The sequence below is a fragment of the Hallerella porci genome, from assembly GCF_003148885.1.
Lineage (GTDB): Bacteria > Fibrobacterota > Fibrobacteria > Fibrobacterales > Fibrobacteraceae > Hallerella > Hallerella porci.
Genome location: NZ_QGHD01000031.1, coordinates 1 through 20,371 on the forward strand (window position 1 = coordinate 1; position 20,371 = coordinate 20,371).

Below are 20,371 nucleotides of genomic sequence, written 5' to 3' on the forward strand. Positions count from 1 at the left end.
ATGCTCCGTCTTTGCCAAAAATTGGCTTTCCTGTTTTGAACTGAGATGCTGCTTTTTTGATCATCTCTTTATATTCTTCGTGTGTCATCATAGTTCCTCAATTTACATCATTTTTCAAATGATGCTTGGTGGTGAATGACACAGTTTTATGGATAGAGTCTTGAACATTTGCAACAAAAATTAAAATCACGATTTACAAAAATTTTATACTGGATCTTTTCTAGTTTGATTTTTTTGAGTGGCATTTTTTATTTTACACAAAGTAACTTGTTCAGAAATATGTTTGCGCTACATAAAGCGCGCGCCCCTTTTGAACTTTACCATTATTATTTTAAATACACTTTGATCGCACTTTCTTTTTGCATTGCGCTCAATTTGATTTTAAAATTGTTCAAGAAAAAATCCCTAAAATAGAGAAACTATTTTAGGGATTGCGTTTTTATTTTTCAATTCTTTTCACAAGAAAGTAGCGAGCAATTTTGCGGCCATTCCGGAAACGGAAAATTTCACCGAGCCGCCTTTTGCCTCTAAAATCATTTTCAAAATTTCTTCCATCCATTGTTTTTCAGAATGAATTTTTTGAATTTGAAAATCAACGCCGGTATCCGTTTTCAAAATATCATACTTCGCCGTAAACCGAATGGGATACGGTTCTCCGACAAGTCCAATTTCTAAATCGCAAGAACGTTCATTTGTATTTAAAGAAAGAGAATGAATCGTTCCTAAACGCTTTACAATCGGATGTTCTTGAATCGCTTTTTTGATGAGCGTATCGCGGGTACCTTCGAACAAAATTACCTCGGGAGTGTGAGAATGTCGATGCCGTTTTTCGTGAGCGCCATCGTGTGTTCCCATTGCGCAGAAAGTTTTCCGTCCACCGTTACCGCGGTCCAGCCATCTTTCAAAGTTTTGGTTCCGGGCTTTCCCGCGTTGATCATCGGTTCAATCGTAAACACATTTCCGATTTCAATAAACGGAGAAGGTCCGCGATTGGCGTAATGCAAAACATTCGGTTCTTCGTGGAAACCGCGGCCGATACCGTGTCCGCAATAATCTTCGACAACACTAAATCCGTGTTCGTCTGCAATCGGTTGAATGGCACAGCCGATATCCGAAAATCTCGCCTTGGGCATTTCGGCAGCGCGAATTCCTTCTTCTAGACATTGCTTTGCGACATCGACTAATTCTTTTGCTTCTGGGCTAACATTTCCGACGCAGAACATCGCCGAACAATCACCGTGATAACCTGCGAGAATTGTGGTAATGTCGATGTTTACAATGTCGCCTTCTTTGAGAATTGTTTTTTCGCTCGGAATGCCGTGGCACACAACTTCATTCAGGCTAATGCAAGCGTAACGCGGATAATCATAATAACCGAGACACGCCGAGATGCCGCCATTTTTATTGGTGAAGTCTCCGATGAATTCATCGATTTCCAAAGTGTTCACGCCCGGTTTGCACATTTCCCCAGCGCGCACCAAAGTTTCTGCAGCAAGAGCGCCCGCCGAACGAATGAGTTCAATTTCTTTTTTGGTTTTGACTTTAATTCTCGACATTATTTCTTTCCTTCTTGTTCACGCTTTTCTTCTTTCTTGTCGTATTCTTTCCAATAGAATTTGTCCAAAAGATAAGCGAGAAGTTCTTTGTCTTCAGAATTTTTCATCATCTCATCGACGAGCGGGAGGAATCTGCGCAGGCGTTCTTTTTTCATTTGACCGAGAACGCGTTTTTCACGATCCAATTCTGCCATCGTCCGCTGACGAATTCGATTGGCTAATTCTTCTTCGCTAATCGCCGGCATCTTGATGAATTGAATGCCGAAATCGACTGCGGTTTTTTGCAGTTCAATTTCTTCGACCGGAGTGATGAGAGAAATCGCAACACCGCTGCGCCCCGCACGAGCTGTGCGCCCGCTGCGATGCACATAAACTTCGTGGTCATCGGGATGATCGTAAACTATCACGTGCGTCACATGAGTCACATCAATTCCGCGCGCAGCCACATCGGTGCAGATGAGAATATTCAAATGTTTATTGCGAAAAGCCGCCAAAGTTTCTTCGCGCTGCTTTTGCGAAATATCACCCGAAAGTGCGCCGACGCGGAAACCGTAATTGAGAAGCACTTGTTCCAAATAGCAAACGTCGCGTTTCATGTTGCAGAAAATCATGCAACTATCGGGATTTTCCCATTCGAGAATTTTGATGGTAAGTTTATCCTTGTCCATCACATCGCACATATAATAGCGATGTTCCAAATTATTCGCGATAACTTTGTCGTAGCTCAAAGAAAGGAAGCCGGCACTCTTGCGTTGAAATTCGCGGGCAAGGCTCTTCACCGTCTGCGGAATTGTAGCGCTGAACATCGTACACGCAATGTCTTTTGGCAAGTAACGGCGCACGCGTTGCATATCCGGATAAAATCCCATCGAAAGCATTTCATCGGCTTCGTCCATAATCAAATCGCGAACCGAAAGAAAATCCACATTTCCGCGCTGAGCGTGATCCAAAAGCCGTCCCGGAGTCGCAACGATAATATGCACGCCTTCGCGAAGAGCGCGCAACTGCGCATCGTAACCGACACCTCCGAAAATGGCAATCGAACGAATTCCCGTGCCTTCGGAAAGAAGTTCAATTTCATTTTCTACTTGCTGCGCCAGTTCACGAGTCGGCACCAAAATTAACGCTTGCGGAAATTTATGTTCGCGGACAATGACTTGTAAAAGCGGAAGCACAAAGGCGCCCGTTTTTCCCGAGCCCGTTTTCGACTGCACAAGCATATCGCGAGCAGCGAGCATATACGGAATCGTTTTCCGTTGAACAGGCATAAGATCTGTCCAACCGTGTTTTTCTAATGTCGCTTTTAAATCCGCGGGTAAATCATTAAAGTTGTAGTCAGGAAGTTTATTTTCAGGTTCTACAATATGAATCGGATTGAGAAAAGGATTGACCGGTTTTGCCGCCGGTTCTTCTGCGGCTTGAATTTCTGTTTGTTCTTCGTTCATACGAAGCAAAATTAGAAATTAGAAAGGAGAAATTCGGGATTGTAAATTATCAACCGTGAATTCTTAATTGTTCTTCGTATTCTTGTAAAGATTTTTCGATAATGGGAATGACTTGGTCTGCAATTTTTTCGAAGAAAATGCACTGCGTTTTAATCGTAACATCGCGGTGCCGTGCTGCATATTTTTTAATCCATTCGGAAACGGCGACTTGGCGTTCTTGATGCGAATCCGCAATGGCTTCTTTAATCGATTGGCTTTGCCCTTCCATGTAGCGTCGCATATCTATCGGCATCTGCTTGTAATATAAATACAGCTTTAACAGCTGATGCATATCCAACGCTTCGGCAAACTGTTTCAATTTTTCTTTTTTGAATTGATAAAAGTCAGCGATGTTGTTGAGAATATAAGGAAGAAAAAGTTGCTTTAAATAATCCAACTTTCCTTCGGCGTAGGCTTTGTCGAAGTCACGAAAGATTTTGCTTTGCTTCAATTCGGTTTCGCTGATTTCTTCCATAATATCAAATCTAACTTTGAAATGACAAATTAACCTTTTTTCAAGACTAAAAATGCAAATTTTGCGAATTTTGTGTGATTCGTCACATCGCTTCGCAGGCGAATTATGCCATCTGTCCCCGGATGAAGCGCTTCGACTGGAACATTTTTGGCATTTTTGAGCTCTAAAACCGAAACTTCTTCGCGGGTTTCGGGATCGAGCCAAAGAAGGCGCGTGTTTGCATCAATTCGATTTTTAATGTGCACCAAGATGGAACCATCAGCGTCAATGCGCATAACTTGCGCAGCCACTGCACCCGTTTTCGAAGGCTCTTGCGTCGATTCATAATTCTGCGGAAGCGGACCTTTGAAAAATCCCGGCATCCGTCCGCGGCTATCGGTATCCGCAATCAATTCGCGTGAAATTTCGGGAACGCCTTCGCCGCATAAAACCGCATCAATCGCTTTGCGATAAGCGTGCACCACCGACGACAGATAATAAACGCTCCGAGTGCGCCCTTCGATTTTGAAACTTTCAATGTGGCCCGCGATTAAATCGGGAATCGCATCCAACGCGCACAAGTCGCGGCTGCTCATAAAATACGTTCCCCATTTATCTTCATCGAGTCCGATGAGTTCTGCGTTTTCAGTGTTGGATCGTTCTAAGAAAAATTCGCCTTCGTGATTTTTGTAATCATCGGATTGCACTTCGGGATTTGCGTATAAACGATACGGCATCCGACAAGAATTATTGCACATGCCTTGATTCGCATCGCGGTGCGTTGTCCAGTTGCTGAGCATGCAACGCCCCGACATCGCCATGCACACATTGCCGTGCACAAAAACTTCGAGTTCAAGTCCCGGACATTTTTGCTGAATTTCTAAAACTTCGGAAAGTTTTAGTTCGCGCGAAAGAATAATGCGGCTCACGCCAATCGTTTGCCAAAATTGCGCAGTCAAATAATTCGTCGTATTCGCTTGCACCGAAAGATGCACCGGAATTTGCGGCGCTTCTTTTCGCATAAAAGCAATCACACCCGGATCGGCGACGATGAGCGCATCGGGTTTTAATTCCACAGCTTCGAGCAAAGCTTTTGTAAACGGCGCCACTTTGGGATTTCGTGCGATGACATTACTTGTCAAATAAAATTTCTTTCCTTGCGCATGTGTAATTTCAATTCCTTTCGCCAAGTCATCGAGATTTCGAAAACCATTTTCGCGGGCGCGTAATGAAAACGCGGGCTGACCTGCGTAAACTGCATCGGCGCCATAAGCGAGCGCATATTCTAAGCGGGTCAAATCTCCCGCCGGAGCTAAAAGTTCTGGAATGTAATTTACCATTTAATGCCTAACCGCGTATAAATTTTTTCGTCGTGAAACAGGGTGAGTTCTAACATATAAAAAAGATAATCGCCGTCGTAACTCACCGCCGGAGAAAGCGAATATTTCATCTTTGCGCCATCGAGAAATTTCTTTGGCAATTTATAATGATTGCTCGTCGGCGTTGTATCGTTAATTGCACTTCCGTAATCTGTTCCCTTCCACAGCCACGTATTTCGCAAATTCACATTTATCCGTTTTGAAAATCTTCCGAAAACGGCGAAATCAATCGTTTGACTATTCGGTCCATTCGGTGCACCCAAAGGCTCGCCGAGGTTTGCAGCTTGCGCTGTATTTTTGTGAAAGTGACTGTAAACATAAGGTTCAACGCGAGCATATTCTGCGATGGCGCCCGCTTCCAATTTATGTCCACGGATGAAAAAATCATGTCCGATTTGAGCGCCCGCCATCCAAGCCCACTTCGCTTCGATATTATCATTTTCAATTAAGCTAATCGGACTTTCCAAATCGTCGATGTAAAATTCTGTATAAACTCTCGCCGTATTGAGAATGCGATAGTTTGCGTCAAACGCAAGTGCGCCGTTATTATTGTCTTCGGAAAAATTTCCTTTCTCCATAAAAAGCGGAACGATGGGAACAAAAAGCCACGGTTTATTTTCGTTGTAAAGGATTTGCGTTTCGCTCATTCCCAAAATCAAATTTCCCAAATTCAATTCGTAACGATGTGCGTAAAGATTGCGGTCATTCGTATTTTTATTGCTCATGCTATTGGGGAAAATACGAAGGTCTGCGTATAAACTAATCACCGAAAGCGGTCCCACATGAAATTCAAACGAAAGAGAATTATAGGGAAGCGCAAATTGGTTGAGAGTTAAATTGTTGTAATAGCCAGGACCAAAATGAAACACATCGCGAGCGAGCATTAAACGGCCAAAGCCTAAGTTCGCAGCGAACATTCCGCGATACCGCGAATAACTCGTATATTCCACGCCATCGTTATTTTCTTCTTTTTGAAATTCAACAAATTCTCCGTCAAAAGATTTCGGATAATCGGCGCTGTGATTTTCCACATAAATGCGAGCGTCGAGCATAAATTCGACCGAGTCACGATAACCGCGCAAATAAAGTCCGCCGTCAAGTCCCGGCCAAATCGTATCGCCGAGAGTTTCGCCACCGCGATAATCCATCCCGCCGACAAGACTTGCCGCAATCGCTTGCTTTTCATCTTGATATTTAATCAGCGAACGTTTTTCGATTTCTGCAAAATTTCTTCGCCACGCAGAATCGCGCCGCGGATAATAAAAAATTTGTTCCGCATCGCTTGTCGTCATCCGATGATATTCAAACAAAAGCGGAGTCGTTTCTAGTTGTTTCAAATTGCGAGAGCGTTCACTTGAAATAATCGGCGACCGCGCAAATGCAATCGCTGCGGTCAAGCTCACGAGCAACCAGAAAAGAAAATGACGATTTGAAAAAATCATTGCGTTAATTTAAAATAGTTTTGCATTTTTTTGTTTTTTATTTTCTTTGCACAGACATATTTTGCCTAGAATCCTCGACTTTTCTATTTTCCATTCAGGAAAATTTGAAAGCTCAAAAAGCCAAAGGAATTGCGATGTTGCAAATTCGAAAAATGCAAAAAAGCGATGCTGAAAATGTTCTCTCGATGATGCGCGGATTTTACGCCTCGCCCGCTGTATTCACCAACGGTTCCGAAGAAATTTTCCGAAACGACATCGAAGAATGTACAAGTGATTCGCCGTGGGCTTGCGGATATATTTTTGAAGTCGATAAAAATATCGCGGGCTACGGAATGATCGCTTTTGGATTTTCCACAGAATTCGGAAAACGCATCGTTTGGATTGAAGATATTTTTGTGCAAGAAAATTTTCGCGGGCAAGGAATTGCTTCGGCATTTCTCCATTTTGTGCAAAAAGAATTTCCTCAATTTTTGCACCGCTTAGAAGTCGAAAAAGAAAATCTTCCCGCGATGCGCGCGTATAAAAAAGCTAATTTCCACGAGCTTCCTTATCTTGAAATGATTCGGAATTCTGGAACCGAAATTTGAGAAACGAAAAATGAAAAAGTTTTCTGCTCTTCAGCGATTCACATTTTTCTTCATTCCTTTCGTCATGCTTTCCTTTGCTTCGGCATCGGAAACGGCATTCTTTATCGGCGCAAAACTTTCTGGCGGTCTTTACGGTGCTCCGAAAGCGAGCGTTTTCGCGTCGGATACCGTTGACCGTTACGGCGCAAATTGGCGCGCATTACAAATTCCTCTAGAAACCGGACGCCAATACGAACAAAATATCGAACCGTTTTTTGAAGCGCTCGTCGGCGGCACTTACAAAGATTTTTCCGTCTATATTTATATTCCGCTGCGCAAAGATTTAGAAGCTTGGTATGAAGACGATGTTTCGGCCAACACAACGGTCACTCCCGATCACGTTGACATTAACGTTCCCACGAAAGCTTATGCCACTTGGGATTACGGCGCAGGCTTTGTGCAAATCGGAAGATTTAAACCCGATATGGGACCTTCGCCAAATACTCTTGCGCTCGGCGGTACTCCGTATCACGACGCCTTCCTTTGGGATTTTCACGTCGGATTTTTCCGCTATGATTTTTTTCTCAGTTCATTAAACGCGCACTTGCACGGCACCCCCGAAACGCCGGGTGGCGAAGTTGATTCGACGACAGAAGTTTGGAAACAAGCGCATAATCAAATCGACAATCAACGGAAGCGGCAATACACCGAGCCTTATAAAACTTTAGCGTATCATCGCTTCGGCGTAGACTTTGACATTTTCTGGTTTTACTTTGTTGAACAATCCGTCATCGGCGGGAAACAAGCGGAGCTTCGCACCATTAGCCCGTTTATGTTTTGGCACGATAATTATGCGACCGGTTACACGAAAGCCAATGCCATGTTTGAATTTGGCGTTCGCCCATTTCTCGGTTCAAGCATTTATTATCAGATGAATATCGACGATGTCAAAAGTCCCGTCGGCGAAACGGGGAAAGATTCCAACCGAGGCATTCTCAGCCACATGCTCGGTTATCATCAAAAAATTAAAACACAACGATTCGGAGAATTTGATTTTCGATTAGATGCGGTTTTAACCGATCCCGCTGCGGGCAATGAACGCTTACCGCTTCTCAAATACACGAGCCGTCGAATGTATCATTCGAATTACCGCAGCCAATCCGACCCCGACTTTGCCGATAAATTCGTCGTCGATTATCCTCTCGGTTACCGCCGCGGTTCCGATGCCAAAGACTTTTGGTTTACCGTCGATTGGGTTTACAAACGTCATTCCGTTGCGCTAGAACTCGCTTGGTTACGTCAAGGCGATAAAGAACTCACCGTCGATTACGATGACGCTCTCGCTTGCGAACGCATCCTTTCGGGAATCGTCGAACGTCAATATGTCGCGGACTTAACCTACGGCATCGATCTCTGGAAAGGTTTCTCCGCAAAACTCGGCGGCGGCATTCGCCGTTACAAAAACTTGGATCACATCCAAGGCGAAAACGGCGTGGATCTCTGGGGACGCGCTAGCGTCAGCTGGAACTTTTATTATAAAAAAGTTTTCTAAACTATTTTTCTTTGTGTCCGAGAGCACGCAGAGAACAAAAATTTACGAGCCACGGGTGTTTTTTATCCTATAATTTGCTCGCTTTATCAAAAAAAAAACTAATTTTGGCTTATTATGGATACTAACTTCAAGACCAAGATTCTTTGTATTGGTGCAGGCTATGTCGGCGGCCCCACCATGACAGTCATTGCAGATAAATGTCCCGATGTCAAAGTAACCGTTGTGGACATCAACCAAAAACGCATTGACGCTTGGAATAGCGAAGACCTTCCGATTTTTGAACCCGGCTTAGACGATGTCGTCAAACGTGCCCGCGGTCGCAACTTATTCTTTAGCACCGACATTCCAAACGCAGTCCGCGAAGCCGACATTATCTTTGTCAGCGTCAACACGCCGACGAAAACATTCGGACGCGGAGCCGGAAAAGCTTCGGATTTACAATATTGGGAAAAGACCGCCCGCGAAATTTTGGAAGTCGCCTCGAACGATAAAATCATCGTTGAAAAATCGACTCTTCCGGTTCGCACCGCTGCTGCAATGGAACGCATCTTGAACAGCAACGATAAAGGTTTGCATTTTGAAGTTCTCTCGAATCCAGAATTCCTCGCCGAAGGAACTGCCATTCAAGATTTATTCGAACCCGACCGCGTTTTGATCGGTAGCCACCAAACGAAGTCCGGCCTCGCCGCTTTACAAAAAGTGGTCGATGTTTACGCACACTGGGTTCCGCGTGAACGCATTCTCACGACAAATCTTTGGAGCTCCGAACTCACGAAGCTCACCGCAAACGCTTTCCTCGCGCAGCGCATTAGTTCGATTAACTCGATTAGCGCTCTCTGCGAAAAGACCGGTGCCGACGTGGACGAAGTCGCTTATGTGATGGGAAAAGATCACCGCATCGGAAGCAAATTCTTAAAAGCTTCCATCGGCTTCGGCGGTTCTTGCTTTAAGAAAGATATTTTGAATCTCGTTTACCTCTGCAGTTATTACGGTCTCCCCGAAGTCGCTGCTTATTGGGAAAGCGTTGTCAAAATCAACGAATGGCAAACGCACCGCGTCCTCGAAAGCATGCTCGAAAAAATGTTCAACACCATCGCCGGCAAAAAAATCGCTGTCTTTGGTTTTGCATTTAAAGCGAACACGGGCGATACCCGCGAAAGCCCTGCGAATTTAGTTGTCCGCGATCTCCTCGCCGAACACGCGCATCCCGTCGTCACCGACCCGAAAGCGATTCACGATGCAAAGCGCGACCTCGCCGATGTTTTGGATCAAGTCACCTTCGAAGAAGACCCTTACAAAGCTGCCAAAGACGCTCACGCTGTCGTCATCTGCACCGAATGGAAATGCTTCACCGAACTCGATTGGAAGCGCATTTACAAGAGTATGGCAAAGCCCGCTTTCATCTTTGACGGTCGCAATATTTTAAACGCCAACGCTTTACGAGAAATCGGCTTTGAAGTTTCTTGCATTGGTAAAGGTGTAGCGGAGTAAAATTTCATGAACTTGAAATTGACGAAAGTTCAATTTCTAAATGTTAAGATTGACAATCTTACAGCAGAAGAAGCTTTAATTGCTGCGGATAATCTTGTTCAGCAACGCAAAAATGCATTTATTGTCACTCCTAACGTTGATCACCTCGTTTTGCTTGAGCAAAACGAGAAATTGCGCAATGCCTATAGCAATGCGGATTTGACTTTAGCAGATGGAATGCCAATTATTTGGTTTTCAAAATTTTTTAGCCATCCTATCAAAGAAAAAATTTCTGGATCCGATTTTTTACCAAAGCTTTGTGAACTAGCCTCAAAAAAAGGCTACAAGATGTTCTTTTTAGGAGCTAATGAAGGAGTCGCAGAAAAAGCGGCTCAAAATTTGGTAAAAACATTTCCAAACTTACAAATTGCTGGACACTATTCGCCTCCTATTGGATTTGAAAATTCACCAACTGAAATAGTAAAAATAGACCAACTCTTAGCAACCACAAAACCTGATATTTTAGCAGTTGCATTAGGTTGTCCTAAACAAGAAATCTTGATCAACGAAAACAAAGATCGTTGGGATATTCCTTTATGTTTAGGCATTGGAGCAAGTTTAGATTTTGCTGCAGGCACTATGAAGCGTGCCCCTAAATGGATGTCAAATCATGGGCTTGAATGGTTTTATCGTATGTGCCAAGAGCCTCGCCGTATGTTCAAACGATACATTTTTCGCGATTGGAAATTTTTGCAATTACTTTGGAAATACCGAAAAAACAAGTAAGTTTCCATTGAGGAAAAATGGAAAAACTTTTTTTAGGCATTATTAAACATTACTACTGGATACTAGTAGCAATCGCTGCTAGCATAATGTTTGGTTTTCGAGATACTTCGTCGGCCTTTATTGTAGTGGTCGTTATTGCTACGGTAATATGTGCGCAAAATATTAAATTTGAACAGCTAGATTTTTTTGTTGTTCTATATATCATTTATAATTTAATCACAGGAATTGTTGGCTCATTGCCAGACAGACTTTTTTATTTAGGGGTTCGTTCCGAAATTATTCCGATCTGTTTTTACTTTATTGCACGAAGTGAACAATTCAAGAATGAAGATTTCTTTTTAAATATGAGACGGCCGCTGTTATTTGCGATGGCATGTGGATTATTTTTTTACTTTGTACAGCCATCGTTTTATGTGCAATTTAAAGTGAATGACTTATGGTCAACCATGAATATTGATGCCACAGAAATTTCGGGTTATTTATTATACGAAGTATCAAGACTGTCGTCTTTTTGGCCACATTCTTATTTTATGGGATATGCTTCGTTATTTATATTCATTTTAACTACAAAAAGGATTATTGTTGATAATGCTTTTTCAAAACTAGATTCAATAAGCATGATTGTGAGTTTTTTCTGCTTGTTTTTTGCACAACAACGCGTCTCGATAGCCTTTGCAATTTTGTATTTGGTTTTGCTTACAATCTATGCAGCAATTCGCAGATTGAAAAATAGAAAATACCTATATGCATTGTGGTTTTTTAGCATTGTTTTCGGAATAGCCATTGCCGCTATTGCAGTGATCGTTTTAGGAGATGGCTTTGTAACATATATTGTAAATCGTTCTGTGAATTATGATGGTAATATGGTGGGGGATCGTTTTGCCATGTTTTCGCAATTTATGGACAGACTTTCTACATTTGGAGATGGTCTTGGAAGGTATGGCCATGGTGCGGTTTATGAAGGTTTTAAGGGAATTCCTGACTGTGATTATATGAGAATTCCATGCGAAATTGGTTTTGTGGGGTTATTTATGTTGCTTTATTTTTGTACAAGCTCAATTGTAAAGGGTTTATTTATTTTTAGGTATTGTCTCTTTGAAATATGCTGTCTTGTTTTTGTTCTAATTGCAATGCTTGGAGCGGCTCCTTGGGAATTAGGAGTATTGCATCCTTTTTTATACTGGTTTTGCATAGGGCATATTCAAAGCAAATTTTTACGACGGGATGAATTAGAAGAAGAATACGAAGCTTATATTCAAAAAGAAAATCCGCAAGAAGAAAGTGAAGAACAGGAAGAGGATGAAAAGTGAGTGCTGTTAAATTTTCAATTATCATTCCTGTATATAAAGTAGAAAAGCATATTCAAAGATGCTTAGAATCTATTTTAACTCAAAAGGTTCCTTCTTGGCAATGCATTTTAATTGATGACGGCTCTCCTGATAATTCGGGCGCTATTTGTGACGAATATGCTAAAAAAGATCCTCGTTTTGTAGTGATTCACAAAAAAAATAGTGGAGTCAGTTCTGCTCGCAATGAAGGATTGAAAATAGCAGCGGGCGACTGGATTGCCTTTGTTGATAGTGACGATTATGTAAAACCGTTTTGGCTTGATTCCTTTAATGACTCAAATAATGCCGATGTTATTATTCAGGGTTATGACTGCAAACAAAAAAATGATCTGCAAACGATTCGATATGATGAAAGAGAACTTTGTAAAATTGAAATTTTTAAAGAACTCGAAAATCAGGAAAAAGTAAACGGACTCATGTTTAGATCGCCTTGGAATAAATGCATAAAGAAAAGCATTATTCTAGCGAATAATATTTTGTTTGATGAACGATTCTCCATTGCCGAAGATTTTTTATTCAACTTGACTGTCTTAAAATATATAGATAAAATCAAAATAAGTAATCAGGCTGGCTATGTTTACAACAACGAATATTCCGTGCTCAGTAAAAAACTGCATCCGATTGATAAAATGCTTTTGCAGACAAGGGAATTTGAAAAATTAGCTTTAGATTTGCAAGAAAAATTTGAAAATAAAAATACATACGATATTATAATGCAATCGCGTATCCATTCTTTATTGCGCTTTACATATAGCACAAAAGAATCGAAATCGCAGCGCATGCATGCGATTGATTATGTAAGAATCGTTATTGAAAAAGGACGCTTTAAGTTTCCTATTTATTATAGGTGGATATATAATAATAGTGCGTTGTATCGTTCTATAATGGATTCAATTGTAAATATCCTACTTAATATTTTACGCCCTTTTTATTATAAGCTAAAAGGAAAACAGTAATTTTAGTCTATAGGAGTTTTTATGCAAGTTTCAATTATCATTGTAAGTTTCAATACCTGCGAGCTTCTCCGTAATTGTCTCAAATCAATTTATGATAAAACTAAAAATTTGGATTTTGAAATCATTGTATCGGATAACGGTTCAAAAGATGGCTCGATTGAAATGATTAAATCTGAATTTCCGAAAGTTATTGTTCTAGAAAATAATGCAAACTTAGGATTTGGAACCGCCAATAATCGAGGATTGAAAGTTGCCAAGGGCGAGTTCATATTTTATCTCAATAGCGATACTTTATTGCAGAATAACGCTGTTAAAATATTCTATGATTATTGGAAGGAACACGAAAGCGAATCTTTGGGTGCATTAGGCTGTAATCTTGATGATGGTACAGGAGAAATTAATTTTTCACATGGACGTTTCCCATCTTTTTCAGAAGAATTGTATCATGGAGTCCATCATATTTTAGCTTATTGGGTAAAGCATATTTTCAAACTTTTTCATCGTGATATTACACATTTAAGAAAGAAGCCGATTTATGCATTTAAAACGGGTGAAGTGGATTTTATTTGCGGAGCCGATTTGTTTTTAAAAAATAACAATTATGCAAAATATGATGAAAAATTTTTTCTGTATTATGAAGAAGTTGATTTGCAATGTCAAATGGCAAAAAACAATTTAAAACGAGTCTTGATTGATGGCCCTAAAGTGATTCATTTAGGGAGAGCGGGAAATCGTTCCGTTGATGAAATTATCGGCTATGGAAGTTTTTCTACAATTCATCACGAAATTTCGAGAGTTCGTTATGGCAAGAAAAATATTTCGAAGGCAATCGGATTATTTTTGAAGGCTGTAACCGCAATTCAATGGCTATCTCCATATATTTTAAAAAATACAAAGCCCTATTTTAAAACATTGATGAAAGTCTAATATTGGTATGAAATTCTCGAAATTCCTAGAATGGCGAAAATGCTCGCTTTTACTTTGTGGAATTATTTTTCACTTGTTGAAACTTAACCCTTTCCGTAAAAAGGATATTTGGCTTTTTGGAGCGTGGATTGGAAAAAAATACGCAGACAACGCCAAATTTTTATTTGAATATGTCAATCAAAATCACAAAGAAATTCGCTGCGTATGGATTACCAGAAATCAAAAAGTTTGTGTTCAAGTAAAGTCTTTAGGCTATGAATGTTACACCTCAACGTCTATCAAAGGTATTTTGATGATGTTACGTGGAGGCGTCTCATTTTTTACTAATGGGCTTGATGATTTTTGTGCAATTCCACTTGTTGCAGGTTCTAAGGTTGTCGCCTTGTGGCATGGGATTGCTGGCTTTAAAAAAATTTATAATGAAAATTATTCTGGTAAAAAGTTAAAAATCAAAAAGGGCATTGATAAATTCTTTAACTGGGTTGGTCGCAATTTTTCAATAGGAACTTCGGAATATACAGCTGAGCGTGTTGAAGAACAGTTTGGCGTAAAAAGAGAATCGGTATTGATTACGGGCCAGCCTCGAAACGACATCTTTAAGCAGCATATTGATAAAAATGAGGTTTTAAAAAATGTACTTGATGATGATTATTCTAAGGTGATTTTGTATATGCCCACTTATAGAGTAAATCCAAAAACGAAAAAAGACGAAGTCAAAATTATTTTAGAAAATTTGAATTCAAATCAAAATTTTAAAGATTTTTTACAACAACATAAAATTTTATTCTTGGCTAAATTGCACCCACTCACAGATTTTAGAATAAAACCACAAATAAACAATATTAAAATTCTAGGCGATAAAAGCGTTTCGTCAGTAGAGCAACTTTTAATGTCTTCCGATGTTTTAATCACTGATTATTCAAGCTGTTGCGTTGACTTTGCATTACTGAGAAAACCTGTTGTATTTTATGTTCCTGACGAAACGGAATACCTGTCTTATTCTTCGGTCAATACCGCATATAAAAGGGTAACTCAAGAAAAAGTCAAAAATGTTGATGATTTAGTTTTCCTCTTAAAGAATGTAAACATGAATTCTACGAATTTATTGAATGAACTTTTTGAAGATAAATCCATTGCGGGAACTTGTTATTCTGAAAATGTGTATCAAAAAGTCTGTGAAAGGATTGCGTTATGATTTCAGTGATTATTCCGACTTATAATCGTGCAGAACTTTTAAAGCGTGCAGCTCAGAGTGTTTTAGCTCAAACTTATAAAGATTTTGAACTCATTATTGTTGATGACGGCTCCACAGATAATACAAAAGAGATTGTAGAATCTTTAAATGATTCAAGAATTGTTTATGTGTATCAAAAAAATGCAGGCGCATGTGTTGCTCGAAATAATGGAATAGAGCATGCAAAAGGTGAATACATCGCATTCCATGATAGCGATGATGTTTGGCATAGTAACAAGCTAGAATTGCAAATGCAAGCACTTATTGCGAACAACGCTGATGTTGTTTTTTGCAAAATGAATAGATATCAGGATGGAAAAGTTGTAGAAGTCTTATCCACTTATTTTAAAGAGGGCTTTTTGGCAAAAGATAATTTACCCTTTGCAATTGGCACTCAAACAATTTTTGGAAAAGCCGAAGTCTTTAAAAATACAAAGTTCGATCCTGAAATGCCCCGCTTTCAGGAATTTGAAATGTTAATCCGTGCTCAAAAAAAATATTCAATTTTTTGTTTAGACAAACCTTTGGTTGATTATTTTATTCAGAATGATTCCATTTCTGCAAAACCTAAAAAATATTTGCTGGCTTGGAAATTGATTTTATCAAAACACAAGAAGTTGATTGAAGAATATAAAGCGTCTAGCGATCGTATGGGATATAATCTGCTTAAATTCTCTGCGACAGTCAAAGACAGAACATTAAAATACGAATTGATTAAACTAGCCTTTAAATTCAAACAATCGCCACGAATGGTTTATCGATTGATAAAATTTCTGCTAAAGGGTTGTTGCTGATTTAAGTTCTGTATATGTTAGAAATGGTTCATATACAACTCAAAGTTTTTTCTTGAAAAACTTTTCGCAGTTTTTAATATAAATGTCATTTTGGTTGTTAAGGCGATTCTCGTTTTCAAGGCCAGTTTGAGCAAGTGCAGGATCGTCAATCTTGTATGGGTGTGGCGTTTTGCAAGGAACCCACACAACAGGAACATTTTCTTCCAATTCCATAAATTTGAGCCAAATATCATCTGCATTTAAAGCATTGCTGATGATATTCTCTTTTTTGAAATATTCCTTATTCATGTCAAATATATGAGGTGGATATAGAACGCCTCCGACACCAATGCCAACTAAATCCATAGAAGGTTCTACTCCTCTATACTCTAAAGTCCAAGTGTTGTAGGGGGCTGCGGAGCCGTCTAAACAACGACTAATTTTATGTACTCTACGTGCGGAAATGCAACTAGGGTGCATCTTGTATGAATCATATAGGGATTCAAGCCAATTCTTGGGATAAATGACATCGTCGTCAGCAGTAACGATGATTGAATCCTTGAATTCCTGCATAGCGTAAAAGTATTTTTTATGTGGCTTGATATTTTCACAGATGTTTCGAATTTCAAGTCCCTTAGATTGCAGCATCTGCAAATTTTTAGGAAGCGAAGAAATTTCAATATCTTTAGTAAGATAAAGAATGACCTTATCAGCAGAAAAACTTTGGTTGAGCAGACTCTTGATACAAAGATGAAGTGTTTTAAATCTTGGCTCATAACTTGTTAGAGAAACTACAATAGGGTTACTGCGTTCTGATGAAGACCGTTTCTTTGTAGAGGCGAGTTTGATTTTTAAATTGGCTAATGCAGGTCGAATTTTTTCGTTTACATAGAACTGATATTTTCTTTTCAGATAATCTTCAATAAAAAACTTTGGGCTGAGCTTTATCATTTTAAAAAGTAGCTTGCGGGCATTAACCTTGTCACCGCATACTTTAGCCGCTTTCCAACCTTGTCTAAAGTCAAAAAATAGAGTCTTGTTTCGTGCTTTGCGAACTTTTTTACTTGGATTATAAAACTGATTGATTGTATTGTTGAATTGTTCGCTTGTATAGGCCCATTTTACTTTATTATTTTCTGTAACGCCAGGTCCTCGCCGATATACAGATGAAATTATAGGAGAAAAATGGATTTTTCCTTTTGAAGAAAGGTATGCCCAAAAGCAAGTATCAAAAGAAGGTTGATCAGACTTAAGAAATTCGGCAACATACTTTCCCTGATAAACGACAGAAGCTGTCGCAAATCTTCTGCAAATGAGAAGATCATCTTGAGTTATGTTATGTTCTTGTTCCGTAGAAAAAGGCTTAACGACACCCGTTTTAGTAAACAAAATATTTGCGTTCTCTGTAGAAAGAACATAATCGGGGTGGCATTCCAGAAAATCTACCTGTCTTTGCAATTTGTTCGAATCAGTCCAATAGTCGTCGCCTTCACATTCTGCATAATATTTACCCTGTGCTTTAGGGTAAATGAAATTTTTCCAAATTGAATTATGCTTAGAATGCTGGTTTTCCGTTTGAAGAATTGGCTTAATTAAATCAGGATGCTTATTCGCATATTCCCTTACAATATCAGCAGTTCCATCGGTTGATGCGTCATCGTGAATGATGATTTCAATTGGGAAATTAACCTTTTGGCACAAAAAACCTTCAATGCATTGAGCAATGTATTTTTTTTGATTATATGTGGCGCACAGGATAGAAACTAGGGGTTGCTGAGACATGATTTAATGAATCTCGTCTAAAAGGATTTTTTTGTCGGAACAATAGAAAAAATAACCGTTTCTGTTTTTATTTCCGGTAGCTTCGCTTAAGTTGAAACTGGAAATATTCTTTTCAACAAGCCAGGGTTGATTTTTGAGAGCCTTGAATGCGTTGATATATTGCTCAGTTTGTTTACACAAAAAGTAAATTCCGGCGTGGTTTGTATTCTTTACCACAGGGGGAGTAAATGTGCCGAGGGCAACTTCAATCATTTTTTTGACGTAGTCACAGTTTGTACTCATTTCAACGAGATTGTTTGAAATGCCGTCTCCACCGCCACGCGGATTAATTTCAATAAGATAGATTTCTCCCTGGTTGCCAATTTTTATTTCAATGTGGGTTGCGCCATTTTTGAATTGAACTGCGTCAAGAAGTTTCGGAATGGCTTCGCGAATTCTATTTTGAATATTTTGAGGCAAAGCGGAAGGCTGGTGGTGACCTAGTTCCACAAAATGTGGCGCACCGGAATTTTCCTTATCTGTAATTTGGATGACATAATGATTTTCGTCAAAGGAAATGGATTCAACGGAAATTTCTTGACCTTCGGCAAAGCCTTCGATGGTTACTCCATTTTTTGTTTCTGCATTAGCATAGACGAGAGCTTTTTCAAAATCAGCTTCGCAACGTACGAAAGAAACTCCGCGTTTGCCGGCGGCTGTGCAGGGCTTGATTACGCAAGGGTAAATTTCATTTTTTCTGCCATCATACTTGTAAAAAGGTATCGGAGTAAAGCCTGGAACTTTATTAGATACAAGTCGAGTGTATGTTTTGTCTTTGATGTTTTTGATTGTTTCGTATGGACCGCCTCGCAAACCCAGTGCATCAGCTACGATGGCTACAATATCGATTGCTTTTTCTGATGCGTTCGTAACCACGCCATCAATTTTTTCCTTCTTGCAAATTTCGATGATTTTGTCAGTTTCATAAATGGAAATCGGATAGAACTTGTCAAAAAGACTTTTGCAAATTGCCCCTTTTTCCCAAGCAAAACCGATGGTTTCGATGTGCATTTCTCGGGCTTTTTTGCAAAGCTGAACCTGACCAAGTGCCGCACCGATGATGGCAAGTTTCATTAAGTTTTTTCCTTTTGCGTTACTTTGAGAATGAAGAATATAGCGCCTAAGATAATGAGGAAGAATTTTCGTAATAGTCAGCTACAACGACATAATCACCTTGTTTGTGAGCCTCATTCACCATATCTATGGTGCCAAAATTACTTCCTATGATTAAAATTTTCATTTGGTTCCACCTAAGTTAAGCGATGCTTAACATAAAATAATTGTTTTGATTCCCTAGGGTTTACTTCTGCCAATTGTTAACAACAGGTTTTCTTTTGCCGGATGCAAGAATAGGTATATCATCCACTTTGTTGATGATGATATTTGCATCACGGCCAAGGCTTTCCTTGAGCATTTCCACAATGGATGGCAAGTTTGGTTCTTCACCTCGCATAATTAAATTTAACGCATAGTCCTTTTCACCATTTTGTATAAATTGCCATTGAGCAATGTTTTCGTAGTGTTTGAGAATGCGCCCGTATGTAAGAGGCGAAACCGCTGTACCTGTTGTTGTGTATGTCAAATCCAAACGCCTACCGTAAAGTTTTTCGATAATCGGGTAACCATTACTAAATTGATTTGGAGCTTGCAATATAGCGGTATCTCCATTATCATATCGAATAACGGGGAAGGCATAATTATGCAAGTCGGTGATGACGATTCGCCCAAGTTCTCCGTATTCCGCTGGTTCATCGGAATCGAACTTGAGAACTTCGAAAAAGTAACCGGAATTATTCCAGTACATAGGATTATCTTTTTCAAGAGTCGGAACGCGTTCTTGGGCAAGAATGCCACATTCTTCGTTTGCATATTGCGATTGAATGTCTGCGTGCATGACTTCCTTGAATAAAGCACGAACATCATCTTGCAATGATTCTGCACCTGCAATTGCCAATTTTAAGTGCGGAAATTTATAGCCCTTGTCTTTCGCGTATTCGGCAAGCTTGCCTAAAGAAGAGGCGTAACCGCGAAGGCAAACTGCCTTTGATGAAATAATCAATTCGCAGAGTTGCTTGAGTTCGACATCGCCAATTTTTGAAATGTCAAATGGAATGATATTTTCGGTTTTAATCTGTTTCGCTGTCTTTTGCTGCCAACGATTCCACGTGCGTAGATGAATCAGTTTTTCGTGTGTTTTAAAACCGGCAATGGCTCCAAAGTACTTGAGCTCGGCAATGCGTCGCATACGTTTCCGCGTATCTTGCGGAATCTTGAATGGCGTGCCTGTTGAGCCCGATGTAGTTTGAATATGCACGTCCCCGACTTGTCCTGGAATTTTTGATTTTTCAACACAAATTTCGTTATAGTGTTCCAAGAGTGAAAACTTGTTCATAATGGGGAAAGATTTTAAATCGTTTCCCTGAATATTTTTGTAGAAGGTGGTGTTCTGCTTTGCAAAATTCAGCAGTTGCTGAAGAGCGGCTTCACGAATCGGGAGACCTTTTTCGTATGAATTTTCTTGGATAAACTTGATTTCGTTATAAGGTTTTCTAATCGGAGATCCCTTCAGAAAATCCTTAATCCAAAAACGAGTTCTAAGGTAAAGAGCGTTCAAATCCATAA

At 39.8% G+C, this 20,371-nt stretch carries 18 protein-coding genes; 9 read left to right on the forward strand and 9 right to left on the reverse strand.

Annotated features, from left to right (window positions below; translation table 11 throughout):
* Positions 1 to 456: 456 nt before the first annotated feature.
* The 6 genes from B0H50_RS11150 to B0H50_RS11175 are packed head-to-tail and all read right to left on the reverse strand — an operon-like array spanning position 457 to position 6,315.
* On the reverse strand, positions 457 to 792 hold the full coding sequence (locus tag B0H50_RS11150) for a hypothetical protein (RefSeq protein ID WP_106198420.1): 336 nt from the start codon (positions 790 to 792) through the stop codon (positions 457 to 459).
* 2 nt (positions 793 to 794) lie between these two features.
* Complete coding sequence (gene map, locus B0H50_RS11155) at positions 795 to 1,556, reverse strand: type I methionyl aminopeptidase (RefSeq protein ID WP_106198421.1); 762 nt, start codon at positions 1,554 to 1,556, stop codon at positions 795 to 797.
* A complete protein-coding gene (locus tag B0H50_RS11160; RefSeq protein ID WP_106198422.1) occupies positions 1,556 to 3,001 on the reverse strand; it encodes a DEAD/DEAH box helicase in 1,446 nt (481 codons plus the stop codon). Before B0H50_RS11160 ends, map begins: the two co-directional genes overlap by 1 nt.
* Before the next feature lie 49 nt (positions 3,002 to 3,050).
* Entirely contained in the window at positions 3,051 to 3,515 is a 465-nt protein-coding gene (locus tag B0H50_RS11165) for a hypothetical protein (RefSeq protein ID WP_106198423.1), read from the reverse strand.
* A 29-nt stretch (positions 3,516 to 3,544) separates the two neighbouring features.
* Positions 3,545 to 4,834 carry a U32 family peptidase gene (locus B0H50_RS11170; RefSeq protein WP_106198424.1) on the reverse strand — a complete coding sequence of 430 codons (1,290 nt, stop codon included), beginning with the start codon at positions 4,832 to 4,834 and terminating at the stop codon, positions 3,545 to 3,547.
* Positions 4,828 to 6,315 carry a hypothetical protein gene (locus tag B0H50_RS11175; RefSeq protein WP_106198425.1) on the reverse strand — a complete coding sequence of 496 codons (1,488 nt, stop codon included), beginning with the start codon at positions 6,313 to 6,315 and terminating at the stop codon, positions 4,828 to 4,830. The genes B0H50_RS11170 and B0H50_RS11175 overlap by 7 nt, the downstream gene beginning before the upstream one ends.
* 104 nt (positions 6,316 to 6,419) lie before the next feature.
* Here B0H50_RS11175 and B0H50_RS11180 point away from each other — a divergent pair, with 104 nt between their 5' ends.
* From B0H50_RS11180 to B0H50_RS11220, 9 genes are all read left to right on the forward strand, one after another.
* On the forward strand, positions 6,420 to 6,902 hold the full coding sequence (locus tag B0H50_RS11180) for a GNAT family N-acetyltransferase (protein WP_199191870.1): 483 nt from the start codon (positions 6,420 to 6,422) through the stop codon (positions 6,900 to 6,902).
* 10 nt (positions 6,903 to 6,912) lie between these two features.
* Positions 6,913 to 8,433 carry a hypothetical protein gene (locus B0H50_RS11185; RefSeq protein WP_106198426.1) on the forward strand — a complete coding sequence of 507 codons (1,521 nt, stop codon included), beginning with the start codon at positions 6,913 to 6,915 and terminating at the stop codon, positions 8,431 to 8,433.
* A 114-nt stretch (positions 8,434 to 8,547) separates the two neighbouring features.
* Positions 8,548 to 9,924 carry a nucleotide sugar dehydrogenase gene (locus tag B0H50_RS11190; RefSeq protein ID WP_106198427.1) on the forward strand — a complete coding sequence of 459 codons (1,377 nt, stop codon included), beginning with the start codon at positions 8,548 to 8,550 and terminating at the stop codon, positions 9,922 to 9,924.
* 6 nt (positions 9,925 to 9,930) lie between these two features.
* A complete protein-coding gene (locus B0H50_RS11195) occupies positions 9,931 to 10,689 on the forward strand; it encodes a WecB/TagA/CpsF family glycosyltransferase (protein WP_233244787.1) in 759 nt (252 codons plus the stop codon).
* A gap of 17 nt (positions 10,690 to 10,706) precedes the next feature.
* The gene (locus B0H50_RS11200) at positions 10,707 to 11,999 is read left to right on the forward strand and encodes a hypothetical protein (protein WP_106198428.1); all 1,293 of its coding nucleotides are present in this window, start codon (positions 10,707 to 10,709) and stop codon (positions 11,997 to 11,999) included.
* A complete protein-coding gene (locus tag B0H50_RS11205) occupies positions 11,996 to 12,994 on the forward strand; it encodes a glycosyltransferase family 2 protein (RefSeq protein WP_106198429.1) in 999 nt (332 codons plus the stop codon). The genes B0H50_RS11200 and B0H50_RS11205 overlap by 4 nt, the downstream gene beginning before the upstream one ends.
* 21 nt (positions 12,995 to 13,015) lie before the next feature.
* Positions 13,016 to 13,921: a glycosyltransferase family 2 protein gene (locus tag B0H50_RS11210; protein ID WP_106198430.1), complete on the forward strand. Its 906-nt coding sequence runs from the start codon at positions 13,016 to 13,018 to the stop codon at positions 13,919 to 13,921.
* Positions 13,922 to 13,994: 73 nt separating this feature from the next.
* Complete coding sequence (locus B0H50_RS11215; protein ID WP_158256458.1) at positions 13,995 to 15,116, forward strand: CDP-glycerol glycerophosphotransferase family protein; 1,122 nt, start codon at positions 13,995 to 13,997, stop codon at positions 15,114 to 15,116.
* Complete coding sequence (locus B0H50_RS11220; protein WP_109587751.1) at positions 15,113 to 15,949, forward strand: glycosyltransferase family 2 protein; 837 nt, start codon at positions 15,113 to 15,115, stop codon at positions 15,947 to 15,949. Before B0H50_RS11215 ends, B0H50_RS11220 begins: the two co-directional genes overlap by 4 nt.
* Positions 15,950 to 15,988: 39 nt before the next feature.
* On the opposite strand, the gene B0H50_RS11225 is transcribed toward B0H50_RS11220, so the two are convergent.
* From B0H50_RS11225 to B0H50_RS11235, 3 genes are all read right to left on the reverse strand, one after another.
* On the reverse strand, positions 15,989 to 17,710 hold the full coding sequence (locus B0H50_RS11225; RefSeq protein ID WP_109587752.1) for a glycosyltransferase family 2 protein: 1,722 nt from the start codon (positions 17,708 to 17,710) through the stop codon (positions 15,989 to 15,991).
* A 3-nt stretch (positions 17,711 to 17,713) separates the two neighbouring features.
* Positions 17,714 to 18,823 (reverse strand): ATP-grasp domain-containing protein, encoded by a 1,110-nt coding sequence (locus tag B0H50_RS11230; protein WP_106198434.1) that lies wholly within the window; start codon positions 18,821 to 18,823, stop codon positions 17,714 to 17,716.
* Positions 18,824 to 19,049: 226 nt separating this feature from the next.
* Entirely contained in the window at positions 19,050 to 20,369 is a 1,320-nt protein-coding gene (locus B0H50_RS11235; RefSeq protein ID WP_106198435.1) for a phenylacetate--CoA ligase family protein, read from the reverse strand.
* Positions 20,370 to 20,371 lie beyond the last annotated feature (2 nt).

Bases quoted from the DNA above. Each gene is read 5' to 3' on its own strand.
- map (WP_106198421.1), bottom strand. From the start codon at position 1,556: ATGTCGAGAATTAAAGTCAAAACCAAAAAAGAAATTGAACTCATTCGT.
- B0H50_RS11160 (WP_106198422.1), bottom strand. From the start codon at position 3,001: ATGAACGAAGAACAAACAGAAATTCAAGCCGCAGAAGAACCGGCGGCA.
- B0H50_RS11165 (WP_106198423.1), bottom strand. From the start codon at position 3,515: ATGGAAGAAATCAGCGAAACCGAATTGAAGCAAAGCAAAATCTTTCGT.
- B0H50_RS11170 (WP_106198424.1), bottom strand. From the start codon at position 4,834: ATGGTAAATTACATTCCAGAACTTTTAGCTCCGGCGGGAGATTTGACC.
- B0H50_RS11175 (WP_106198425.1), bottom strand. From the start codon at position 6,315: ATGATTTTTTCAAATCGTCATTTTCTTTTCTGGTTGCTCGTGAGCTTG.
- B0H50_RS11185 (WP_106198426.1), top strand. From the start codon at position 6,913: ATGAAAAAGTTTTCTGCTCTTCAGCGATTCACATTTTTCTTCATTCCT.
- B0H50_RS11190 (WP_106198427.1), top strand. From the start codon at position 8,548: ATGGATACTAACTTCAAGACCAAGATTCTTTGTATTGGTGCAGGCTAT.
- B0H50_RS11195 (WP_233244787.1), top strand. From the start codon at position 9,931: ATGAACTTGAAATTGACGAAAGTTCAATTTCTAAATGTTAAGATTGAC.
- B0H50_RS11200 (WP_106198428.1), top strand. From the start codon at position 10,707: ATGGAAAAACTTTTTTTAGGCATTATTAAACATTACTACTGGATACTA.
- B0H50_RS11210 (WP_106198430.1), top strand. From the start codon at position 13,016: ATGCAAGTTTCAATTATCATTGTAAGTTTCAATACCTGCGAGCTTCTC.
- B0H50_RS11220 (WP_109587751.1), top strand. From the start codon at position 15,113: ATGATTTCAGTGATTATTCCGACTTATAATCGTGCAGAACTTTTAAAG.
- B0H50_RS11225 (WP_109587752.1), bottom strand. From the start codon at position 17,710: ATGTCTCAGCAACCCCTAGTTTCTATCCTGTGCGCCACATATAATCAA.
- B0H50_RS11230 (WP_106198434.1), bottom strand. From the start codon at position 18,823: ATGAAACTTGCCATCATCGGTGCGGCACTTGGTCAGGTTCAGCTTTGC.
- B0H50_RS11235 (WP_106198435.1), bottom strand. From the start codon at position 20,369: ATGGATTTGAACGCTCTTTACCTTAGAACTCGTTTTTGGATTAAGGAT.